General features: G+C 67.8%; 23 protein-coding genes. 20 read left to right on the top strand and 3 right to left on the bottom strand.

The annotated features are described in order from the left end of the window. The first annotated feature begins 1 nt into the window (after position 1). From rplF to truA, 20 genes are all read left to right on the top strand, one after another. On the top strand, positions 2 to 541 hold the full coding sequence (gene rplF, locus AJAP_RS35780) for a 50S ribosomal protein L6 (protein WP_005166793.1): 540 nt from the start codon (positions 2 to 4) through the stop codon (positions 539 to 541). 2 nt (positions 542 to 543) lie between these two features. Next, positions 544 to 942 carry a 50S ribosomal protein L18 gene (gene rplR, locus AJAP_RS35775; RefSeq protein ID WP_007031045.1) on the top strand — a complete coding sequence of 133 codons (399 nt, stop codon included), beginning with the start codon at positions 544 to 546 and terminating at the stop codon, positions 940 to 942. Positions 943 to 973: 31 nt separating this feature from the next. Further along, positions 974 to 1,618, top strand: a complete 645-nt coding sequence (gene rpsE / locus AJAP_RS35770; protein ID WP_005166795.1) for a 30S ribosomal protein S5 — start codon at positions 974 to 976, stop codon at positions 1,616 to 1,618. Between the two features lie 2 nt (positions 1,619 to 1,620). Continuing rightward, the gene (rpmD, locus tag AJAP_RS35765; protein WP_007031047.1) at positions 1,621 to 1,806 is read left to right on the top strand and encodes a 50S ribosomal protein L30; all 186 of its coding nucleotides are present in this window, start codon (positions 1,621 to 1,623) and stop codon (positions 1,804 to 1,806) included. Beyond that, positions 1,803 to 2,249 (top strand): 50S ribosomal protein L15, encoded by a 447-nt coding sequence (gene rplO / locus AJAP_RS35760; protein WP_038519824.1) that lies wholly within the window; start codon positions 1,803 to 1,805, stop codon positions 2,247 to 2,249. The genes rpmD and rplO overlap by 4 nt, the downstream gene beginning before the upstream one ends. 414 nt (positions 2,250 to 2,663) lie before the next feature. Then, the gene (locus AJAP_RS35755; protein WP_038519822.1) at positions 2,664 to 3,350 is read left to right on the top strand and encodes a hypothetical protein; all 687 of its coding nucleotides are present in this window, start codon (positions 2,664 to 2,666) and stop codon (positions 3,348 to 3,350) included. A gap of 50 nt (positions 3,351 to 3,400) precedes the next feature. Then, positions 3,401 to 3,703: a LysE family translocator gene (locus tag AJAP_RS45150; RefSeq protein ID WP_267284114.1), complete on the top strand. Its 303-nt coding sequence runs from the start codon at positions 3,401 to 3,403 to the stop codon at positions 3,701 to 3,703. Positions 3,704 to 3,707: 4 nt separating this feature from the next. Next, positions 3,708 to 4,013 carry a LysE family translocator gene (locus AJAP_RS45145; protein ID WP_267284113.1) on the top strand — a complete coding sequence of 102 codons (306 nt, stop codon included), beginning with the start codon at positions 3,708 to 3,710 and terminating at the stop codon, positions 4,011 to 4,013. A gap of 322 nt (positions 4,014 to 4,335) precedes the next feature. Continuing rightward, positions 4,336 to 5,643 (top strand): preprotein translocase subunit SecY, encoded by a 1,308-nt coding sequence (gene secY, locus AJAP_RS35745; RefSeq protein WP_007031051.1) that lies wholly within the window; start codon positions 4,336 to 4,338, stop codon positions 5,641 to 5,643. After that, complete coding sequence (locus tag AJAP_RS35740) at positions 5,640 to 6,194, top strand: adenylate kinase (RefSeq protein WP_038519820.1); 555 nt, start codon at positions 5,640 to 5,642, stop codon at positions 6,192 to 6,194. Before secY ends, AJAP_RS35740 begins: the two co-directional genes overlap by 4 nt. A 44-nt stretch (positions 6,195 to 6,238) precedes the next feature. Then, positions 6,239 to 7,015 carry a type I methionyl aminopeptidase gene (gene map, locus AJAP_RS35735; RefSeq protein ID WP_038519818.1) on the top strand — a complete coding sequence of 259 codons (777 nt, stop codon included), beginning with the start codon at positions 6,239 to 6,241 and terminating at the stop codon, positions 7,013 to 7,015. A 511-nt stretch (positions 7,016 to 7,526) separates the two neighbouring features. Then, a complete protein-coding gene (gene infA, locus AJAP_RS35730) occupies positions 7,527 to 7,748 on the top strand; it encodes a translation initiation factor IF-1 (RefSeq protein ID WP_005166804.1) in 222 nt (73 codons plus the stop codon). 36 nt (positions 7,749 to 7,784) lie between these two features. Beyond that, positions 7,785 to 7,898, top strand: a complete 114-nt coding sequence (rpmJ, locus tag AJAP_RS35725) for a 50S ribosomal protein L36 (protein WP_004558882.1) — start codon at positions 7,785 to 7,787, stop codon at positions 7,896 to 7,898. Positions 7,899 to 8,103: 205 nt separating this feature from the next. Next, the gene (gene rpsM, locus AJAP_RS35720; RefSeq protein WP_005166805.1) at positions 8,104 to 8,484 is read left to right on the top strand and encodes a 30S ribosomal protein S13; all 381 of its coding nucleotides are present in this window, start codon (positions 8,104 to 8,106) and stop codon (positions 8,482 to 8,484) included. Continuing rightward, positions 8,481 to 8,666 carry a hypothetical protein gene (locus tag AJAP_RS35715; protein WP_005166807.1) on the top strand — a complete coding sequence of 62 codons (186 nt, stop codon included), beginning with the start codon at positions 8,481 to 8,483 and terminating at the stop codon, positions 8,664 to 8,666. The genes rpsM and AJAP_RS35715 overlap by 4 nt, the downstream gene beginning before the upstream one ends. An 18-nt stretch (positions 8,667 to 8,684) precedes the next feature. Beyond that, positions 8,685 to 9,092: a 30S ribosomal protein S11 gene (gene rpsK / locus AJAP_RS35710; protein ID WP_004558885.1), complete on the top strand. Its 408-nt coding sequence runs from the start codon at positions 8,685 to 8,687 to the stop codon at positions 9,090 to 9,092. A 23-nt stretch (positions 9,093 to 9,115) separates the two neighbouring features. Beyond that, a complete protein-coding gene (gene rpsD / locus AJAP_RS35705; protein ID WP_007031054.1) occupies positions 9,116 to 9,721 on the top strand; it encodes a 30S ribosomal protein S4 in 606 nt (201 codons plus the stop codon). 127 nt (positions 9,722 to 9,848) lie between these two features. Then, a complete protein-coding gene (locus AJAP_RS35700) occupies positions 9,849 to 10,922 on the top strand; it encodes a DNA-directed RNA polymerase subunit alpha (protein WP_005166811.1) in 1,074 nt (357 codons plus the stop codon). Between the two features lie 74 nt (positions 10,923 to 10,996). Continuing rightward, complete coding sequence (gene rplQ, locus AJAP_RS35695) at positions 10,997 to 11,560, top strand: 50S ribosomal protein L17 (protein ID WP_038519813.1); 564 nt, start codon at positions 10,997 to 10,999, stop codon at positions 11,558 to 11,560. A 73-nt stretch (positions 11,561 to 11,633) separates the two neighbouring features. Then, positions 11,634 to 12,467, top strand: coding sequence for a tRNA pseudouridine(38-40) synthase TruA (gene truA / locus AJAP_RS35690; protein ID WP_084098436.1), 834 nt, complete (start codon positions 11,634 to 11,636; stop codon positions 12,465 to 12,467). On the opposite strand, the gene AJAP_RS35685 is transcribed toward truA, so the two are convergent. The 3 genes from AJAP_RS35685 to eccE all read right to left on the bottom strand — a co-directional run bounded on the left by AJAP_RS35685 (position 12,437) and on the right by eccE (position 15,540). Further along, a complete protein-coding gene (locus tag AJAP_RS35685) occupies positions 12,437 to 13,396 on the bottom strand; it encodes an endonuclease domain-containing protein (RefSeq protein ID WP_038519811.1) in 960 nt (319 codons plus the stop codon). The two genes, truA and AJAP_RS35685, sit on opposite strands and share 31 nt — an antisense overlap. A gap of 243 nt (positions 13,397 to 13,639) precedes the next feature. Next, a complete protein-coding gene (locus AJAP_RS35680; protein ID WP_007031058.1) occupies positions 13,640 to 14,362 on the bottom strand; it encodes a hypothetical protein in 723 nt (240 codons plus the stop codon). Next, on the bottom strand, positions 14,359 to 15,540 hold the full coding sequence (gene eccE, locus AJAP_RS35675; RefSeq protein ID WP_038524491.1) for a type VII secretion protein EccE: 1,182 nt from the start codon (positions 15,538 to 15,540) through the stop codon (positions 14,359 to 14,361). The genes AJAP_RS35680 and eccE overlap by 4 nt, the downstream gene beginning before the upstream one ends. Positions 15,541 to 15,884 lie beyond the last annotated feature (344 nt).

Here is a 15,884-nt window from a genome sequence, read left to right as displayed (position 1 = left end):
CATGTCACGCATTGGAAAGCTGCCGGTCGCCGTCCCCTCCGGGGTCAAGGTGACCATCGACGGTCAGCAGATCAAGGTCGAGGGGCCCAAGGGCACCCTCGAGCACACCATCGCCGAGCCCATCACCGTCGAGCAGGCCGAAAACGGCACGCTCGAGGTCAAGCGGCCCGACGAGGAGCGCACCAGCCGTGCCCTGCACGGTCTCACCCGGACGCTGGTCAACAACCTCGTCGTCGGTGTGACCGAGGGCTACGAGAAGAAGCTCGAGATCCACGGTGTCGGTTACCGCGTGCAGGCCAAGGGCTCGGACCTCGAGTTCGCCCTCGGCTACAGCCACCCGGTGAAGATCGAGGCTCCGGAAGGCATCACCTTCAAGGTCGAGACCCCCACCCGGTTCTCGGTCTCGGGCATCGACAAGCAGAAGGTCGGCCAGATCGCCGCGGTCATCCGCAAGCTGCGCCGCCCGGACCCGTACAAGGGCAAGGGCCTGCGCTACGAGGGTGAGAAGATCCGCCGCAAGGTCGGAAAGACGGGTAAGTGATCATGAGCGACACGACTACGAAGCGCAAGCCGGTCGGCAAGGACATCTCGACCCGCCGCCGCGTCGCGAAGGCCCGTCGGCACTTCCGCCTTCGCAAGAAGATCAACGGCACGGACCAGCGTCCGCGCCTGGTCGTCAAGCGTTCGTCGCGGCACATCGCCGTGCAGCTGATCGACGACCTCGCCGGCAAGACCCTGGCGTCGGCGTCCACCCTCGAGGCGGACGTCCGCGCGCTGGAAGGCGACAAGAAGGCCAAGGCCGCCAAGGTCGGGGAACTCGTCGCCGCCCGCGCCAAGAACGCCGGTGTCTCGACCGTGGTGTTCGACCGTGGTGGCAACGCCTACCACGGCCGCATCGCGGCGCTCGCCGACGCTGCCCGTGAGGCGGGGTTGGAGTTCTGATGCAGATGCTCGTGAATGGAAGGAAAGCCTGATGCCGGGACGTACACGGCAATTCGGCGGCGGCCAGGGCGGACCCGGCGGGCAGGGCGGCAACGACCGCAATGACCGTCGCGACCGCCGTGACCGGCGCGACAGCGGCCGTGGCGGGGCCGGCCAGGAGAAGACCCCGCACCTCGAGAAGGTCGTGACGATCAACCGCGTCGCCAAGGTCGTCAAGGGTGGTCGTCGCTTCAGCTTCACCGCCCTGGTGGTCGTCGGTGACGGCGACGGTCAGGTCGGCGTCGGCTACGGCAAGGCCAAGGAAGTTCCCGCGGCCATCGCCAAGGGCGTCGAGGAAGCGAAGAAGAACTTCTTCCGCGTTCCCCGCGTCGGTGGCACCATTCCCCACCCCATCCAGGGTGAGGAAGCCGCCGGTGTCGTGCTGCTCCGTCCGGCCTCGGCCGGTACCGGTGTCATCGCCGGTGGCCCGGTGCGCGCGGTGCTGGAGTGCGCGGGCGTCCACGACGTGCTGTCGAAGTCGCTCGGCTCCGACAACGCGATCAACATCGTGCACGCGACCGTGGCGGCCCTGAAGGGTCTGCAGCGTCCCGAAGAGGTCGCGGCCCGCCGCGGTCTCCCGCTCGAGGACGTCGCTCCGGCTCGCATGCTGCGTCAGCGCGCGGGTCAGGGGGTCTGATCATGACTCAGCTCAAGGTGACCCAGGTCAAGAGCAAGATCGGCACGAAGCACGCTCACCGCGAGTCGCTGCGCACCCTCGGGCTGCGCAAGATCCGCCAGAGCGTCGTGCGTGATGACACTCCCGAGGTGCGCGGCCTTATCCACACCGTCCGCCACCTGGTGGAGGTCGAGGAGGTCAAGGCATGACTGCCATCAAGATCCACCACCTTCGTCCGGCTCCGGGCGCGAAGCGCGACAAGATCCGCGTCGGCCGTGGTGAGGGCTCGAAGGGCAAGACCGCCGGTCGCGGTACCAAGGGCACCAAGGCCCGGAAGAACGTGCCCGCCGGTTTCGAGGGTGGGCAGATGCCCATCCACATGCGGCTGCCGAAGCTGCGCGGCTTCAAGAACCGGTTCCGCACCGAGTACCAGCCGGTGAACGTGGGCGACATCGCCCGCGTCTTCCCGGACGGTGGCAAGGTCGGCGCCGAGGAGCTCGTCGCGAACGGTCTGGTCCGCAAGGGCAAGCTCGTGAAGGTGCTCGGCAACGGCGACGTGAACGGCGTCAAGCTGGACGTCACCGCCGACGCTTTCTCCGGCTCCGCCAAGGAGAAGCTCTCCGCCGCCGGTGGCTCCGCCACCACGCTCTGAGCTTTCTTCGCTCGCTTCACCGAAAGGCCCGCCAGGCTCCGCCAGGCGGGCCTTTCGCTTGCGCTCCCTCCGGCTGCCCCGACCTGCGTTTCGCGGGCTAAACGCGATCTGGCCCGTTTCGCCCGGCGCGCCCGCCGACCTGCGTTTCGCCCCCTAATCGCGATCCGGGCCGTGGGCCGCCGTCTCGCCTCCGACCTGCGTTTCGCGGGCTAAACGCGCTCCGACGGTCGCGCAGGTGCCCGCCGCCCGGATCGCGTTTAGCCCGCGAAACGCAAGTCGGCCCCGGCGGCCGCGAGCGTGGCGGAGGGGTGCCTGAGCTGGAAGGATCGTGAGGTGGCCATACCTCCAGGGCAGGATCCGCAGCCCCCTCAGCAGCCGGACGCCCCGCCGATGGTCGTATCGGTTTCAGGCCCGATGGATCCTGTAGGCGAGCCGGCGCGGTCTGGCCGGCTCGAGCCCCGCAGGCTGGTCGCGGCCGGATTGGCCGCACTGGCCCTGGTGCTGACCCTCGTGGGCTGCTTCTTCCCGTTCTTCAACATCGAGCATCGCCTCAGCTTCGATCGCAGTGCCTCGGTCGTCCTCGTGGTCGTGCAGGGAGCTTGGGATACGCAGCTCATCCAGCCCAACGACCAGCCCTTCACCACGTCGACGGCGCCTGTCGGCATCCCGCTCCTGATCGCCGCGGCGATCCTCCTGGCGGCCACGATCGTCTGCGCTCGCGCCGCCGGACTCCGTCGTCCGGTCACCTTGGACCGATGGCTCAGCACCATCGGGTCGGTGTTCCTCGCCGGAGTCGTCATCACCGCCGTCACGCTGGCGTTCGGCCGCCCGGTAGACGGAGACAGTGAGACGACACTGACGGTGGGCGCGGGGATGTGGGCGCTGTTCGCCGCAGTCGTCGCCGCGGCGGGGGCGGCGGTCATGAGCCACCGTGTCCAAGACGAAGAGGTCCCGATGAGCGGTGACTCGGCTTTCGCGGAAATGCCCACACCGAAGGACGGCATCTCCATCACGGTGCTCCCACCGGAGCCACAGCCGGAGGTCCCGGACTATTCGGCCTTCGCGCCGCCGCCGGATTCCGGCGCGAAAGAGCGCGATTAGCCCGCTAAACGCGCTCGCGGTCGCCGATACGGTGGGGGAGGAGGTGGCCGATGACTTGGGCGGTGGTCTTTTTCGGAGCGGCGGTGCTCGTGGCTTTTACGCCAGGGGCGAACAATCTGCTCGGCCTGCATCACGGAATGACGCAGGGGGCCTGGAAAGGGCTCGCCGGCCTGTTAGGCCGATTGGCCGCATTCACGGTGCTCATCGCGGCCGTCGCCGCAGGTCTCGGGCAGCTCCTCGCGGCATCCGAACTTGCACTCACGGTGATCAAATGGGCCGGCGTCGCCTACCTGGCCTGGATCGGCGCGCGGCTGCTGTGGTCGACGTTCCGTGCCGGGCGCACGACGCACTGAATCCGTGCCGGCGCTGAAGATCGCGAGGAAGGAATTCGTCGTCGCGATCACGAACCCGAAGGCGATCCTCATCTTCACCGCGTTCGTGCCCCAGTTCATCGACGCTGCTCACGGGTCCTTTTCCGCCCAGATCGCGATTCTCGGCGCCGTCTACCTGCTCGCCGAGTTCGTCGCGGGCGCGACCTACATCGGCGCGGGCGCGCTCGTGAAGACGCTTCGGCTGTCCCGCCGGGCGACTCGCAACGTCGACCGCGGCACCGGGGTCGTGCTCCTCGGCATGGCTGGAGCCCTGGCAACTTCGAGCTCCTGAACGCCCTCCCTGATCACAGTGCGTTTAGCGGGCTAATCGCGATCCGGTGGGGCCGGGGAAGTGGGGAACGGTAAGGCGATCTGTCAAGGTTCCGGAGCGAGAAGCACAAGTCGATCAACCCCGCGGACCAACCTTCGTTCGGAAAACCCACACGCACTGCGGACACGCCCTGTGAAGCTGTTAGAGTCGGCGGCACGCTTCGGGACGAGTGTGCCCCGAAGCGTTCCTGGCTTGTGCCAGAAAGCTGTGTGTTCCCGCCGGCCCCAGGCCGGCCAAGCCGATCGTCGGTAAGACAGCCGACGACGCCGAGGAGGTTCCCCGCGTGCTCAGCGCCTTCCGCTCGGCTCTAGCGACGCCGGATCTACGTAAGAAGATCCTGTTCACGCTAGCCATCGTCGCGGTCTACCGAATCGGTGCCACCATTCCGGCCCCGGGTATCTCGTATTCCGCCGTGCAGCAATGTACGGAGACCGGGTCGCAGGAGGGCGTCTATCAGCTGCTGAACCTGTTCAGTGGCGGTGCACTGCTGCAGCTGTCGCTGTTCTCGACCGGCATCATGCCGTACATCACGGCGAGCATCATCGTCCAGCTCCTCACCGTGGTCATCCCGCGGTTCGAGGAACTGAAGAAGGAAGGCCAGGCCGGCCAGGGCAAGCTGACCCAGTACACCCGGTACCTGACGATCGCCCTCGCGGTCCTGCAGGCGACCGGTGTGGTGGCGCTCGCCGACCGCAAGCAGCTCTTCCCGCAGTGCGACACCGCGATCATCCCGGACAACAGCGTCTACACGCTGGCCATCATCGTCATCACGATGACCGCCGGTACCGCCGTCATGATGTGGCTGGGTGAGCTGATCACCGAGCGCGGCGTCGGCAACGGCATGTCCGTCCTCATCTTCCTGAACATCGCGGCCCGGATCCCGATCGAGGGTGGCAACATCCTCAGCAGCGCGGGTGGCGTCGTCTTCGCCTTGATCTGCGTGTTCGGCCTGGTGATCATCGCCAGCGTCATCTTCGTCGAGCAGGGCCAGCGCCGGATCCCGGTGCAGTACGCCAAGCGCATGATCGGCCGCCGCATGTACGGCGGGACCTCGACGTACCTGCCGATCAAGGTGAACCAGGCCGGTGTCATCCCGGTCATCTTCGCCTCGTCGCTGCTCTACCTGCCGGACCTGATCAGCCGCCTCGTCGGCGACGCCAACAGCAACGCGGGCTGGCAGGTCTTCATCCAGAACTACATCGTCAACCAGTCCAGCTGGGCGCACGTCCTGCTGTACTTCGCGTTGATCATCTTCTTCACGTACTTCTACATCACGATCACGTTCAACGTGGACGAGCGTGCGGAAGAAATGAAGAAGTTCGGTGGCTTCATCCCGGGCATCCGTCCGGGCCGTCCCACCGCGGAGTACCTCAGCTACGTCCTCGGCCGCATCACCCTGCCGGGCTCGCTGTACCTGGGCATCATCGCGATCCTTCCGAACTTCTTCCTGTCCGTCACCGGCAGCGGGAACAACCAGAACTTCCCGTTCGGTGGCACGGCTGTGCTGATCATGGTCGGTGTCGGTCTCGACACCGTGAAGCAGATCGAAAGCCAGCTGATGCAACGTAACTACGAAGGGTTCTTGAAGTGACGCGCCTGGTTCTCGTTGGCCCTCCTGGCGCGGGCAAAGGTACTCAGGCGGTAGCACTGTCGGAGAAGCTCCGGATCCCGCACATCTCGACCGGCGACCTGTTCCGCGCCCACGTGGGCGAGCAGACGCCGCTGGGCCAGGAAGCCAAGCGCTACCTGGACTCCGGTGAACTCGTGCCCGACTCGGTCACGAACGAGATGGTGCGTGAGCGTCTCGCCGAACCCGACGCCAAGGTCGGTTTCCTGCTCGACGGGTTCCCCCGGAACACGAAGCAGGCCGACGTCCTCGGCGAGATCCTCGGCGAGGTCGACACCAAGCTCAACGCGGTCATCCAGCTCCAGGTCTCGGAAGACGTCGTCGTCGATCGGCTGCTGTCCCGCGGCCGTTCGGACGACACCGAAGAGGTCATCCGTCGCCGTCAGCAGATCTACGTGTCCGAGACGGCTCCGCTGCTCGAGTACTACGCGGACATCCTGGTCACGGTCGACGGCGTCGGCTCGGTCGACGAGATCTCCGCCCGCGTGCTGGAAGCGCTGCGCGACCGCACGTGAATCTCGGAGGACTGCGTGTACTGCAACGGCTTCGTCGTGGGCGCATGATCGAAATCAAGACCCCTGGCGAGCTCCAGGCGATGCGGGCCGCCGGTCTGGTGGTCTGGCGCACCCTCACCGCGGTGCGCGAGATCGCCAAGCCGGGGGTGACCACGGCCGACCTCGACGAGCTCGCCGAGCAGACGATCCGCGACGCCGGCGCGGTGCCCTCGTTCAAGGGCTACCACGGCTTCCCGGCGTCGATCTGCGCTTCGGTGAACGAGCAGATCGTCCACGGCATCCCGTCGAAGACGCAGGTCCTGAACGACGGCGACATCATCTCGGTGGACTGTGGCGCCATCCTCGACGGCTGGCACGGCGACTCCGCGGTCACTCTCGCGATCGGTGAGGTGTCGAAGGCGGATCTCGCGCTCTCGGCCGCCACCGAGGCGGCGATGTGGGCCGGGATCGCCGCGGTGTCGTCCGGCGGCAGGCTCACGGACATCTCACACGCGGTGCAGACCGCGGCCGAGAAGGCCGGCCGGGAAGACGGCATCGAGTACGGGATGATCGTCGAGTACGGCGGTCACGGTATCGGGCGCCAGATGCACATGGACCCGTTTCTGCCGAACCTGGGCAAACCGGGCAAGGGCCCGCGGCTCAAGACCGGTATGGCGCTCGCGATCGAGCCCATGCTGACGGGCGGCGGCGGGGAGACCGTCGAGCTCGAGGACGGGTGGACCGTCGTGACCGCGGACGGCTCGCGGGCCTCGCACTGGGAGCACACGGTCGCCATCACCGATGACGGCCCGTGGGTGCTGACCGCCCCCGAAGACGCCTGACCTGCCCCTGCTCCCGCCGGAGCGCGTTTAGCCCGCGAAACGCAGGTGCGTGCCGGGATCGCGATTAGCCCGCGAAAGGCGAACGGAAGTCCGGGAGCGCGATTAGCCCGCGAAACGCACGTCGGCCCGCCGGTCGGCGCAACGCCTGCGCCCGCCGTTGGGGCCCATGCCAGCTACCCCCATCGGGTGCACCTCGGCCGCCGAGCGCGCCAGGTCCAGCCTCCATCGGAGCGCGATTAGCCCGCGAAACGCAGGTCGGCGCGGGCGTACGATGGAGAGGTCGCATCCGGCGGGCTCAGGGGTCACGTAACACAGTCACCCCCCGTTTGGGGCTCACGACACGGGTTGCGTACACTGTCAAGTCGGTGTACTCATCGCGCCCGGATCCTGCGCGCTCGTGAATTCTCGCGAACGGACATTGGAGCCGGGTAGGAGTGTGCCGATGCACCACCCAGCCAAGCACTCAAGCTCTGACTGATAACACAGCGTAGCGACAGGAAATGCGGAGGACATGGGCAAGAAAGACGGGGCCATCGAGGTCGAAGGCCGCGTAGTCGAGCCGCTCCCCAACGCGATGTTCCGCGTCGAGTTGGAGAACGGCCACAAGGTCCTTGCACACATCAGCGGCAAGATGCGGCAGCACTACATCCGCATCCTGCCCGAGGACAGGGTTGTCGTGGAGCTCTCGCCCTACGACTTGTCTCGTGGTCGCATCGTCTACCGCTACAAGTGATCACGACGAGTTAGCACAAGCAGGAGAGCAGGAGACGTGAAGGTCCAGCCGAGCGTCAAGAAGATCTGCGACAAGTGCAAGGTGATCCGCCGTCACGGCCGGATCATGGTGATCTGCGAGAACCTGCGGCACAAGCAGCGGCAGGGCTGATCACTCGCACTCGTACAGAGTGGATTGACGGCTACACAATCTCCCCGCACCTGCCGGGCCGTGTGAACGGCCCGGTTCACCCCCGGACTTCAGGCCGGGGCCGGGACACCCGAAGCGCAAGCCAAGGGCACGACAGGCGAGTCGGTCCCGGGACCGGACGGGGAGCAGACCTGGAGATGAATTCTATGAAGGAGCATCAACGCCAATGGCACGACTCGCTGGCGTAGACCTCCCCCGCGAAAAGCGGTTGGAGATCGCGCTGACCTACATCTACGGCATCGGCCGTACCCGCTCGAAGCAGCTCATCGCGGCTGCCGAGCTCAACGCGGACACTCGCGTCAAGGATCTGAGCGATGACGACCTCGCCAAGCTGCGGGTCTACATCGAGGAGAACTTCAAGGTCGAGGGTGACCTTCGCCGTGAGGTGAACGCCGACATCCGTCGGAAGATCGAGATCGGGTGCTACGAGGGCCTTCGCTGGCGTCGCGGACTTCCCGTCCGTGGTCAGCGCACCAAGACGAACGCCCGCACCCGTAAGGGTCCGAAGAAGACGGTCGCCGGCAAGAAGAAGGCTGGCAAGAAGTGAGCGTCCAGGGCAAGAAGGTCGTGCGTATGGGCGGCGTCCACCGCCGCGGCTCGGCTTGTGTCTCGCCCAAGGCGCTTTACGCCCGCCCGATGGCGCTCCGCAACCTGTACACCGACGCCGGTTCGATCATCCGGCGCGGACAGGCCGAAGCGGTCGCCGCTCACCAAGAGAACGCGCGCTAACAGGAGAACCCTCAGAACATGCCACCGAAGTCTCGTACTGCGGCGGGGGCCAAGAAGGTCCGCCGTAAGGAAAAGAAGAATGTCGCGCACGGTCACGCGCACATCAAGAGCACCTTCAACAACACCATCGTCTCGATCACGGACCCGACCGGTGCCGTGATCGCGTGGGCGTCGAGTGGTCACGTGGGCTTCAAGGGCTCGCGTAAGTCCACCCCGTTCGCCGCGCAGATGGCCGCCGAGAACGCCGCCCGCAAGGCTGCCGAGCACGGCATGAAGAAGGTCGACGTCTTCGTGAAGGGCCCGGGTTCGGGTCGCGAGACGGCGATCCGCTCGCTGCAGGCGGCCGGCCTCGAGGTCGGCACCATCCAGGACGTGACCCCGCAGCCTCACAACGGCTGCCGCCCGCCCAAGCGGCGCCGGGTCTGAGGAACGGGGAGGAGTAAGAAGAAATGGCTCGTTACACCGGCCCCGCGACGCGTATTTCGCGTCGCCTCAAGGTTGACCTCATCGGCGGCGACCAGGCTTTCGAGCGTCGCCCCTACCCGCCGGGCCAGCACGGCCGCGGGCGCATCAAGGAGTCCGAGTACCTCCTGCAGTCGCAGGAGAAGCAGAAGGCTCGCTACACCTACGGCGTTCTCGAGCGTCAGTTCGTCCGGTACTACAAGGAAGCCGTCCGGCGTCCCGGTAAGACCGGTGAGAACCTGCTGCAGATCCTCGAGTCCCGTCTGGACAACGTGATCTACCGCGCCGGCATCGCCCGCACCCGCCGTCAGGCGCGTCAGCTGGTGAGCCACGGCCACTTCCTGGTCAACGGCGTCAAGGTCAACGTCCCGTCCTACCAGGTCACGAAGTGGGACATCATCGACGTGCGGCCGAAGTCGTTCGCGATGCTGCCCTTCGTCGCGGCCAAGGAGTCGTTCGGCGAGCGTCCCGTTCCCGCGTGGCTCCAGGTCGTTCCGTCCAACCTCCGTGTGCTGGTCCACCAGCTCCCGGAGCGCGCTCAGATCGATGTTCCGGTCCAGGAACAGCTGATCGTCGAGCTCTACTCGAAGTGATCCATCATCGGGCCGGGGTTTCCCCGGCCCGATGTGGGCACGGGCGGCGGCGCCCGGAGTGCGCCGCCGCTTCGCCATCCCTTTCGGTGTCATATGGCGGGCGCCGTTTGGAAAGGAACTAGGAAAGATGCTGATTTCCCAGCGACCGGCTCTCGGCGAAGAGACGGTCAACGAGACCCGCTCCCGGTTCACCATCGAACCGCTGGAGCCCGGCTTCGGCTACACGCTCGGCAACTCGCTGCGGCGCACGCTGCTGTCGTCCATTCCGGGCGCGGCCGTGACGAGCATCCGCATCGACGGCGTGCTGCACGAGTTCACCACCGTTCCCGGGGTGAAGGAAGACGTCACCGACATCATCCTGAACCTCAAGGAGCTCGTGGTCTCCTCGGAAGAGGACGAGCCGGTCACCATGTACCTGCGCAAGCAGGGCCCCGGTGAGGTCACCGCCGCCGACATCGTGCCCCCGGCCGGTGTCACCGTGCACAACCCGGATCTGCACATCGCGTCGCTGAACGGCAAGGGCAAGCTCGAGATCGAGCTCGTCGTCGAGCGCGGCCGCGGTTACGTTCCGGCCCTGCAGAACAAGCAGGCGGGCGCGGAGATCGGCCGGATCCCGGTCGACTCCATCTACTCCCCGGTGCTGAAGGTGACCTACAAGGTCGAGGCGACCCGTGTCGAGCAGCGCACCGACTTCGACAAGCTGATCCTGGACGTGGAGACGAAGCCGTCGATCACGCCGCGGGACGCTGTCGCGTCGGCCGGTAAGACGCTGGTGGAGCTGTTCGGTCTCGCGCGCGAGCTGAACGTCGACGCCGAAGGCATCGAGATCGGCCCGTCGCCGCAGGAGGCGGACACCATTGCCGCCTACGCGATGCCGATCGAGGACCTGGACCTCACCGTCCGGTCGTACAACTGCCTCAAGCGCGAGGGCATCCACACCGTCGGCGAACTGGTCTCGCGCAGCGAGGCCGACCTGCTGGACATCCGCAACTTCGGTGCGAAGTCGATCGACGAGGTCAAGCTCAAGCTCGTCGGTCTCGGCCTCGCGCTGAAGGACAGCCCGCCCGGGTTCGACCCGACCGCGGCCGCGGCCAGCTACGACGGTGAAGGCTGGTCCGAGGGCGTCGACAGCATCACGGACGGAATTTCGGACAACGGCCACGACGATGGCCAGGACTACGCAGAGACGGAGCAGCTGTAAGGCCAGCTACGGCTCCCTCACCGGTCGGGTGGGGGAGCGCCGGCCTTCAGCTGTGAGCTGAACGAGGAGAACCGATGCCCACCCCCACAAAGGGACCCCGTCTCGGCGGGTCGCCCGCGCACGAACGGCTGATCCTGGCCAACCTGGCCACCCAGCTGTTCGAGCACGGCAAGATCACGACGACCGAGGCGAAGGCCCGGCGGGTGCGCCCGCTGGCCGAGAAGCTGATCACGAAGGCGAAGCGGGGCGACCTGCACAACCGTCGTCAGATCCAGCGCATCGTGCGCGACAAGGACGTCGTGCACAAGCTGATCGCCGAGATCGGTCCGTTCTTCGCGGAGCGTCCGGGTGGCTACACCCGGATCACCAAGACGATGGCGCGCAAGGGCGACAACGCCCCCATGGCCGTCATCGAGCTGGTGGCCGAGAAGACCGTCACCGCCGAGGCCGAGGCCGCGCGCAAGACGAAGTTCGCCAAGGACGAGCCGAAGGCTGCCGCTCCGGCCGCCGAGGAGACCACCGAGGCCACTGAGGCTGCCGACACGGCCGCCACCGAGGCTCCGGAGGCCACCGAGGCTCCCGCCGCCGACGAGGCCGCTGAGGCCCCCGCCGCGGACGCGGACAGCAAGAAGGACTGACGTCCTGACGGCACCGAACACCCCGGACGAGCCCGCCACTCCCACTGCGGAGGGCGGGCTCGTTCGTCTGCGTTTGGACGTCTCCTACGACGGCACCGATTTCTCCGGCTGGGCGCGGCAGCCCGGACGGCGCACGGTGCAGGGAGTCCTCGAAGAGGCGCTCGCGAAGCAGCCCCCAGGGGCCTCGGTCCCGAAGTCCGTCGTCGTCGCCGGCCGCACCGACGCCGGTGTGCACGCTGCGGGCCAGGTGGTCCACGTCGACGCGTCGCCTTTAGCGGGCAAAACGCGATCCGGTCGTCTGGAACTGGACGAGCAGGGCATCCCTGACCTGGGGCGGATGCGGCACCGCTGGAATCGGTACCTGCCGGGTGACGTGCGGGTGCTGGATGCCCGGGTGGCGGCACCCGGATTCGACGCGCGGTTCTCGGCAGTGCGGCGCCACTATCTGTACCGCGTTTCGGACGCGCCGTGGGGCGTGGATCCGTTGCGGCGTCACGACACCTTGGCCTGGGGGCGGCCGCTTTCCGTCGACGCGATGAATGAGGCGTCGGCGGCTCTCTTGGGGCTCCAGGACTTCGCCGCGTTCTGCAAGCAGCGTGAAGGCGGGACGACCATTCGCGAGCTGCAGCGGCTCGTGTGGCGGCGGACCGGGCCGCACGCGGTCGAGGTCGAGGTCTCCGCCGATGCGTTCTGCCATTCGATGGTGCGCAGTCTGGTGGGGGCGCTGCTCTTGGTCGGTGACGGCAGACGTCCGCTCGATTGGCCGGGTGACGTTTTGGAGAGCCGGACGCGCGACAGCGCAGTCGCTCCCGCACATGGCCTGACGTTGATGGCCGTCGACTACCCGCCAGACGCCGAACTCGCGGCGCGTGCCGATCAAACGCGCGCCATGCGCACCCCCTCCTGATCCGGACGCGGCGCCTTTCGCGGGCTAAACGCGCCGCGGCGGGCCTGCCAGACGGCGTCCACGATGCCTTTGAAGTCGTTCGCCAGGTCTTCCGCGGTGGCGATGACGAATCGCCATCCCTCGGCCTCCACGCGTCTTCGGCGTTTGCGGTCATAGGCTTGTTCCTTCGGGGTGTTGTGCCATCGGCCGTCGTACTCGATGGCGACCCGGAACTTCTCGTCCGCGAGGTCGAGACGAGCGAGGAAACGGCCGGTTCGGGACCTGACCTCGACCTGGGGCGTCGCCGTGATACCACCGGCTGCGAGCACGATGCGGAGCTCCGATTCCGGATGCGATTCCGCACGAGGATCGGACAGGCGTAAAGCATGTCTGGCCAAGCGGATTCCTCTATTGCGGCGACCGTAGAACTCACCGTTGAGGTGCAGATCGGTCAGGTTGTTCGCTCTCATGAACTGGTCCAGATCGGGGACGCCGATACGGAGCCGGCGCGTCCAGCTGGATTTGCGCGGAGAAAGCCGAAGCAGGAGATCCAGAGCTATTCGGCGTTTCCGTGCGATGCGAATGCCGTTCCACGGTCTCGATTCTTCGGGTTTGACCTCGGTTCGCCGAACCTTGATACCGACGATCGGGCCGAAGCGGTTCTTCTCCGGCACGATCATCTCGACGGGGTCGCTGGGGTTGGCCAGCTCGACGCCGTGAACGGTCGCGGCAGATCGCCCGGTCAGGACTGCTTCCGGAGGGGCCAGCAGTGCGGCGCCTCGGCATCGCAGCTCGTGGGTGACCTCGACGCCGGCGCGCGTGTAGACGTCCTGAAACAGCCGTCGGACGCTCGAGCCGCGTAGCTGGCTGGCCGTGATGAGACCCGCCTTGCGCGCTTCAGAGCCGCGGAAGACATCGGGGAGATGAGATGAATCGAAGGGTCTGGTCATGTCGACACGGTGACCGACAAGACCGACAACCTGTGGCCGTCGATGCCATTTCAGGGCGACTTATCCACAACCCCCGGCTTATCCACAGCCGGCGCGATTGCATCTTGACTGGCAAACCCCGCGCCCCGGATCGCGTTTAGGGGGCAAAACGCGACGCGGCGGCACGCAAAGGGGGCACCGTCCGAAATGGACAGTGCCCCCGTGGAGCGCGATTAGCCCGCAAAAGTCGACGCGGGGCGCGGGTTAGTCGCCTCGCCGGACCGGGCCCAGGATCTGCTGCTCTTTCGCGGTGGTGACCAGGCGAAGCGGACGCCACAGGTTGCGGCCCAGCGCGACGACCTGGTCGTCCTTCAACGTCGTGAGCTGCTTCATCATCTGGGGCGGGAGCCGCCAGATGCGGGCCGCCAGTTCGGCCTGGCCCGGCGGGAGCCGCTGCATCAGCACCAGGTCGGCCGCGTTCGCGGTCGCCCCGGCCTGCGGGTGCAGGTACGGCAGCACGTACACCGTCGTCTGCCACGGCGATCGCGGCGGGAACAGATCCTGCGGGGTCGGGCCGCCGTCGGTCACCACCAGCAGCGGCGCGTCCTCGGACGGACGCGGGAGATCCACCGGCGACAGCCGCCGGATCTGCACCAGCGGCGAAGGCCTGCCGTTGGGCTGATTCCCCGCGGCTTGGGGGAGCACCTGCCACGCGGCCGGACGTCCGGTCGCCACGACGACCCACGCCCCGACCGCCATCGCGCGCAACGCCACCTGGCGAGCCAGGTAGAGGCCACCGACCAGCACGATCCGAGTCGGCGTCGAGCGCAGCGCGGAGATCGTCAGCGGCTCACCCTTGAGCCCGGAGCCGAGGACGATCCCGCCGCGGTCACCGGAGGGGCTGATCGCGTCGAGCATCGCCGGGTCGACGGTGAATTCCGGGGCGACACCGGCGCTCTGGCCTGCGTCGCGCATGCGGGTGCTCATGCCGTGCCTCCGATCGGCAAAGTCGCGGAGAACCCGGAGATCTGCAGGCCGCGCAGCGGCGTCAGCGTCACACCCAGCCGGTCCGAGATGCCCTGCAGCCGCTGGTCGGCCGCGTCCAGTTCACGCGGGTTCCGCGCGCTCAGGCGAACGATTCCGCGCAGGCCGATCTTGCCCTCGTCCGCAGATGGCGAGATCGACATCGCCACCGTCGCCGACAGCGCGCGGACACTGGTCAAAGCGTTCAGGCTGCCGCTGATCTTGCCCTTCGGCCAGCTGGTGATCGCGTAGCTCGCGTGCCCGATGCCGGCCGCGGTGACCCCGGTCCAGCGTTCCTGCAGACCGACCTTCCCCTGCGAGCCGGCGACCGCGGTCAGTTCCGCGGCCGAAATGCTGGACCGCAGCAACTCGTCCGGGTCGAGCGGCCGGGTCGGCACGCCCTGCGATTCCAAGGCGTTGCGCACCCGCGACAGCGCGCCGATCAGCGCGCGGTGCGCACCGACGACGCCGCCGCCACGTTCGCGGATGGCGGCCGGGCACCGGCGCGGGTCGAGCCGGATGGCGACCCACGTCGTCCGCCGCGCCGCCGCGGGGAGCGGGCCGAGCACCTCCATGTAGGAGCTGAGGGCGGGCGAGTCCGACGGAAGCGCGGCACTGCCCGGGTAGCAGTGCCAGATCATCTGGATCGAGTCGAGGACCACGCCGCGGTCTTCGAGGCACGGCGCGAGCGCGGACAGCGGCAGGCTAGGCGCGCCACCAGCCTGGGTGATCAGCGCGGGCGCGGGTTCGACGAGCAGGACCGCGGTCCACGTGCCGTCGTTCCAGGCGATGCCGACCTGCTGGCGTTCGTGGTCCACGCCGTGCGCGACGACGAGATCGGGAACGGCGAGGCGAAGCAGGTTCACGCGGGCGTCGTCCGGGCCGGTGACGGCGTCCTCTTCGGCGGCGAGCGATTCGATGCTGCTCGGCGGAAGCGGATTCGCCACCCGATCGTGCGAACGGAACATGTACCGCATCGTGAGTCCAGCCCATTGGGTGAACCAGCGGCCGCCCCAGCGCAGGAACGCCACGATGATCGCGAACCCGAGCACGCCGATCGCGACGTACTTCAGCTTCATGTCGATCGCGAGGAGGACGAGACCGATCGCGAGCCCGAGTTCGAGCACTACCAGGTTCGCCACGGGCAGCGGGCCGAGGTTGATCCCGCCGGTCCGGCGCCGCGCGGGCGCGGCGATCCGCACCGCCGGAGTGGGCGGGGGGCCGGACTGCGGGCCGGGGCCGCCGGACGGAGGACCGCCCGGGCCGCCTGGCCCACCGGGGCCTCCCGGGCCGCCAGGTCCGCCGGGTCCCTTGGGGCCTCCCGGACCACCGGGGCCGCCGGGACCCTGCGGGCCGCCAGGACCTCCCGGGCCGCCTGGGCCACCGGGACCGCGAGGAACACCGGGACCTCCCGGGCCTCCGGCCGGGCCGCCCGGACCACCCGGTCTGCCGGGCCTTGGCGGCGGCCCCGGCGGACGACCAGGAG

The organism is Amycolatopsis japonica, from assembly GCF_000732925.1.
GTDB lineage: Bacteria > Actinomycetota > Actinomycetes > Mycobacteriales > Pseudonocardiaceae > Amycolatopsis > Amycolatopsis japonica.
This window is presented reverse-complemented; position numbering and strand designations above follow the sequence as displayed.

Bases quoted from the DNA above. Each gene is read 5' to 3' on its own strand.
- AJAP_RS35700 (WP_005166811.1), top strand. From the start codon at position 9,849: ATGCTGATTTCCCAGCGACCGGCTCTCGGCGAAGAGACGGTCAACGAG.
- rplO (WP_038519824.1), top strand. From the start codon at position 1,803: ATGACTGCCATCAAGATCCACCACCTTCGTCCGGCTCCGGGCGCGAAG.
- AJAP_RS45150 (WP_267284114.1), top strand. From the start codon at position 3,401: ATGACTTGGGCGGTGGTCTTTTTCGGAGCGGCGGTGCTCGTGGCTTTT.
- AJAP_RS35755 (WP_038519822.1), top strand. From the start codon at position 2,664: ATGGATCCTGTAGGCGAGCCGGCGCGGTCTGGCCGGCTCGAGCCCCGC.
- map (WP_038519818.1), top strand. From the start codon at position 6,239: ATGATCGAAATCAAGACCCCTGGCGAGCTCCAGGCGATGCGGGCCGCC.
- infA (WP_005166804.1), top strand. From the start codon at position 7,527: ATGGGCAAGAAAGACGGGGCCATCGAGGTCGAAGGCCGCGTAGTCGAG.
- rplF (WP_005166793.1), top strand. From the start codon at position 2: ATGTCACGCATTGGAAAGCTGCCGGTCGCCGTCCCCTCCGGGGTCAAG.
- rpsE (WP_005166795.1), top strand. From the start codon at position 974: ATGCCGGGACGTACACGGCAATTCGGCGGCGGCCAGGGCGGACCCGGC.
- rplR (WP_007031045.1), top strand. From the start codon at position 544: ATGAGCGACACGACTACGAAGCGCAAGCCGGTCGGCAAGGACATCTCG.
- AJAP_RS35685 (WP_038519811.1), bottom strand. From the start codon at position 13,396: ATGACCAGACCCTTCGATTCATCTCATCTCCCCGATGTCTTCCGCGGC.
- rplQ (WP_038519813.1), top strand. From the start codon at position 10,997: ATGCCCACCCCCACAAAGGGACCCCGTCTCGGCGGGTCGCCCGCGCAC.
- rpsD (WP_007031054.1), top strand. From the start codon at position 9,116: ATGGCTCGTTACACCGGCCCCGCGACGCGTATTTCGCGTCGCCTCAAG.
- rpsM (WP_005166805.1), top strand. From the start codon at position 8,104: ATGGCACGACTCGCTGGCGTAGACCTCCCCCGCGAAAAGCGGTTGGAG.
- rpmD (WP_007031047.1), top strand. From the start codon at position 1,621: ATGACTCAGCTCAAGGTGACCCAGGTCAAGAGCAAGATCGGCACGAAG.
- rpsK (WP_004558885.1), top strand. From the start codon at position 8,685: ATGCCACCGAAGTCTCGTACTGCGGCGGGGGCCAAGAAGGTCCGCCGT.
- AJAP_RS35680 (WP_007031058.1), bottom strand. From the start codon at position 14,362: ATGAGCACCCGCATGCGCGACGCAGGCCAGAGCGCCGGTGTCGCCCCG.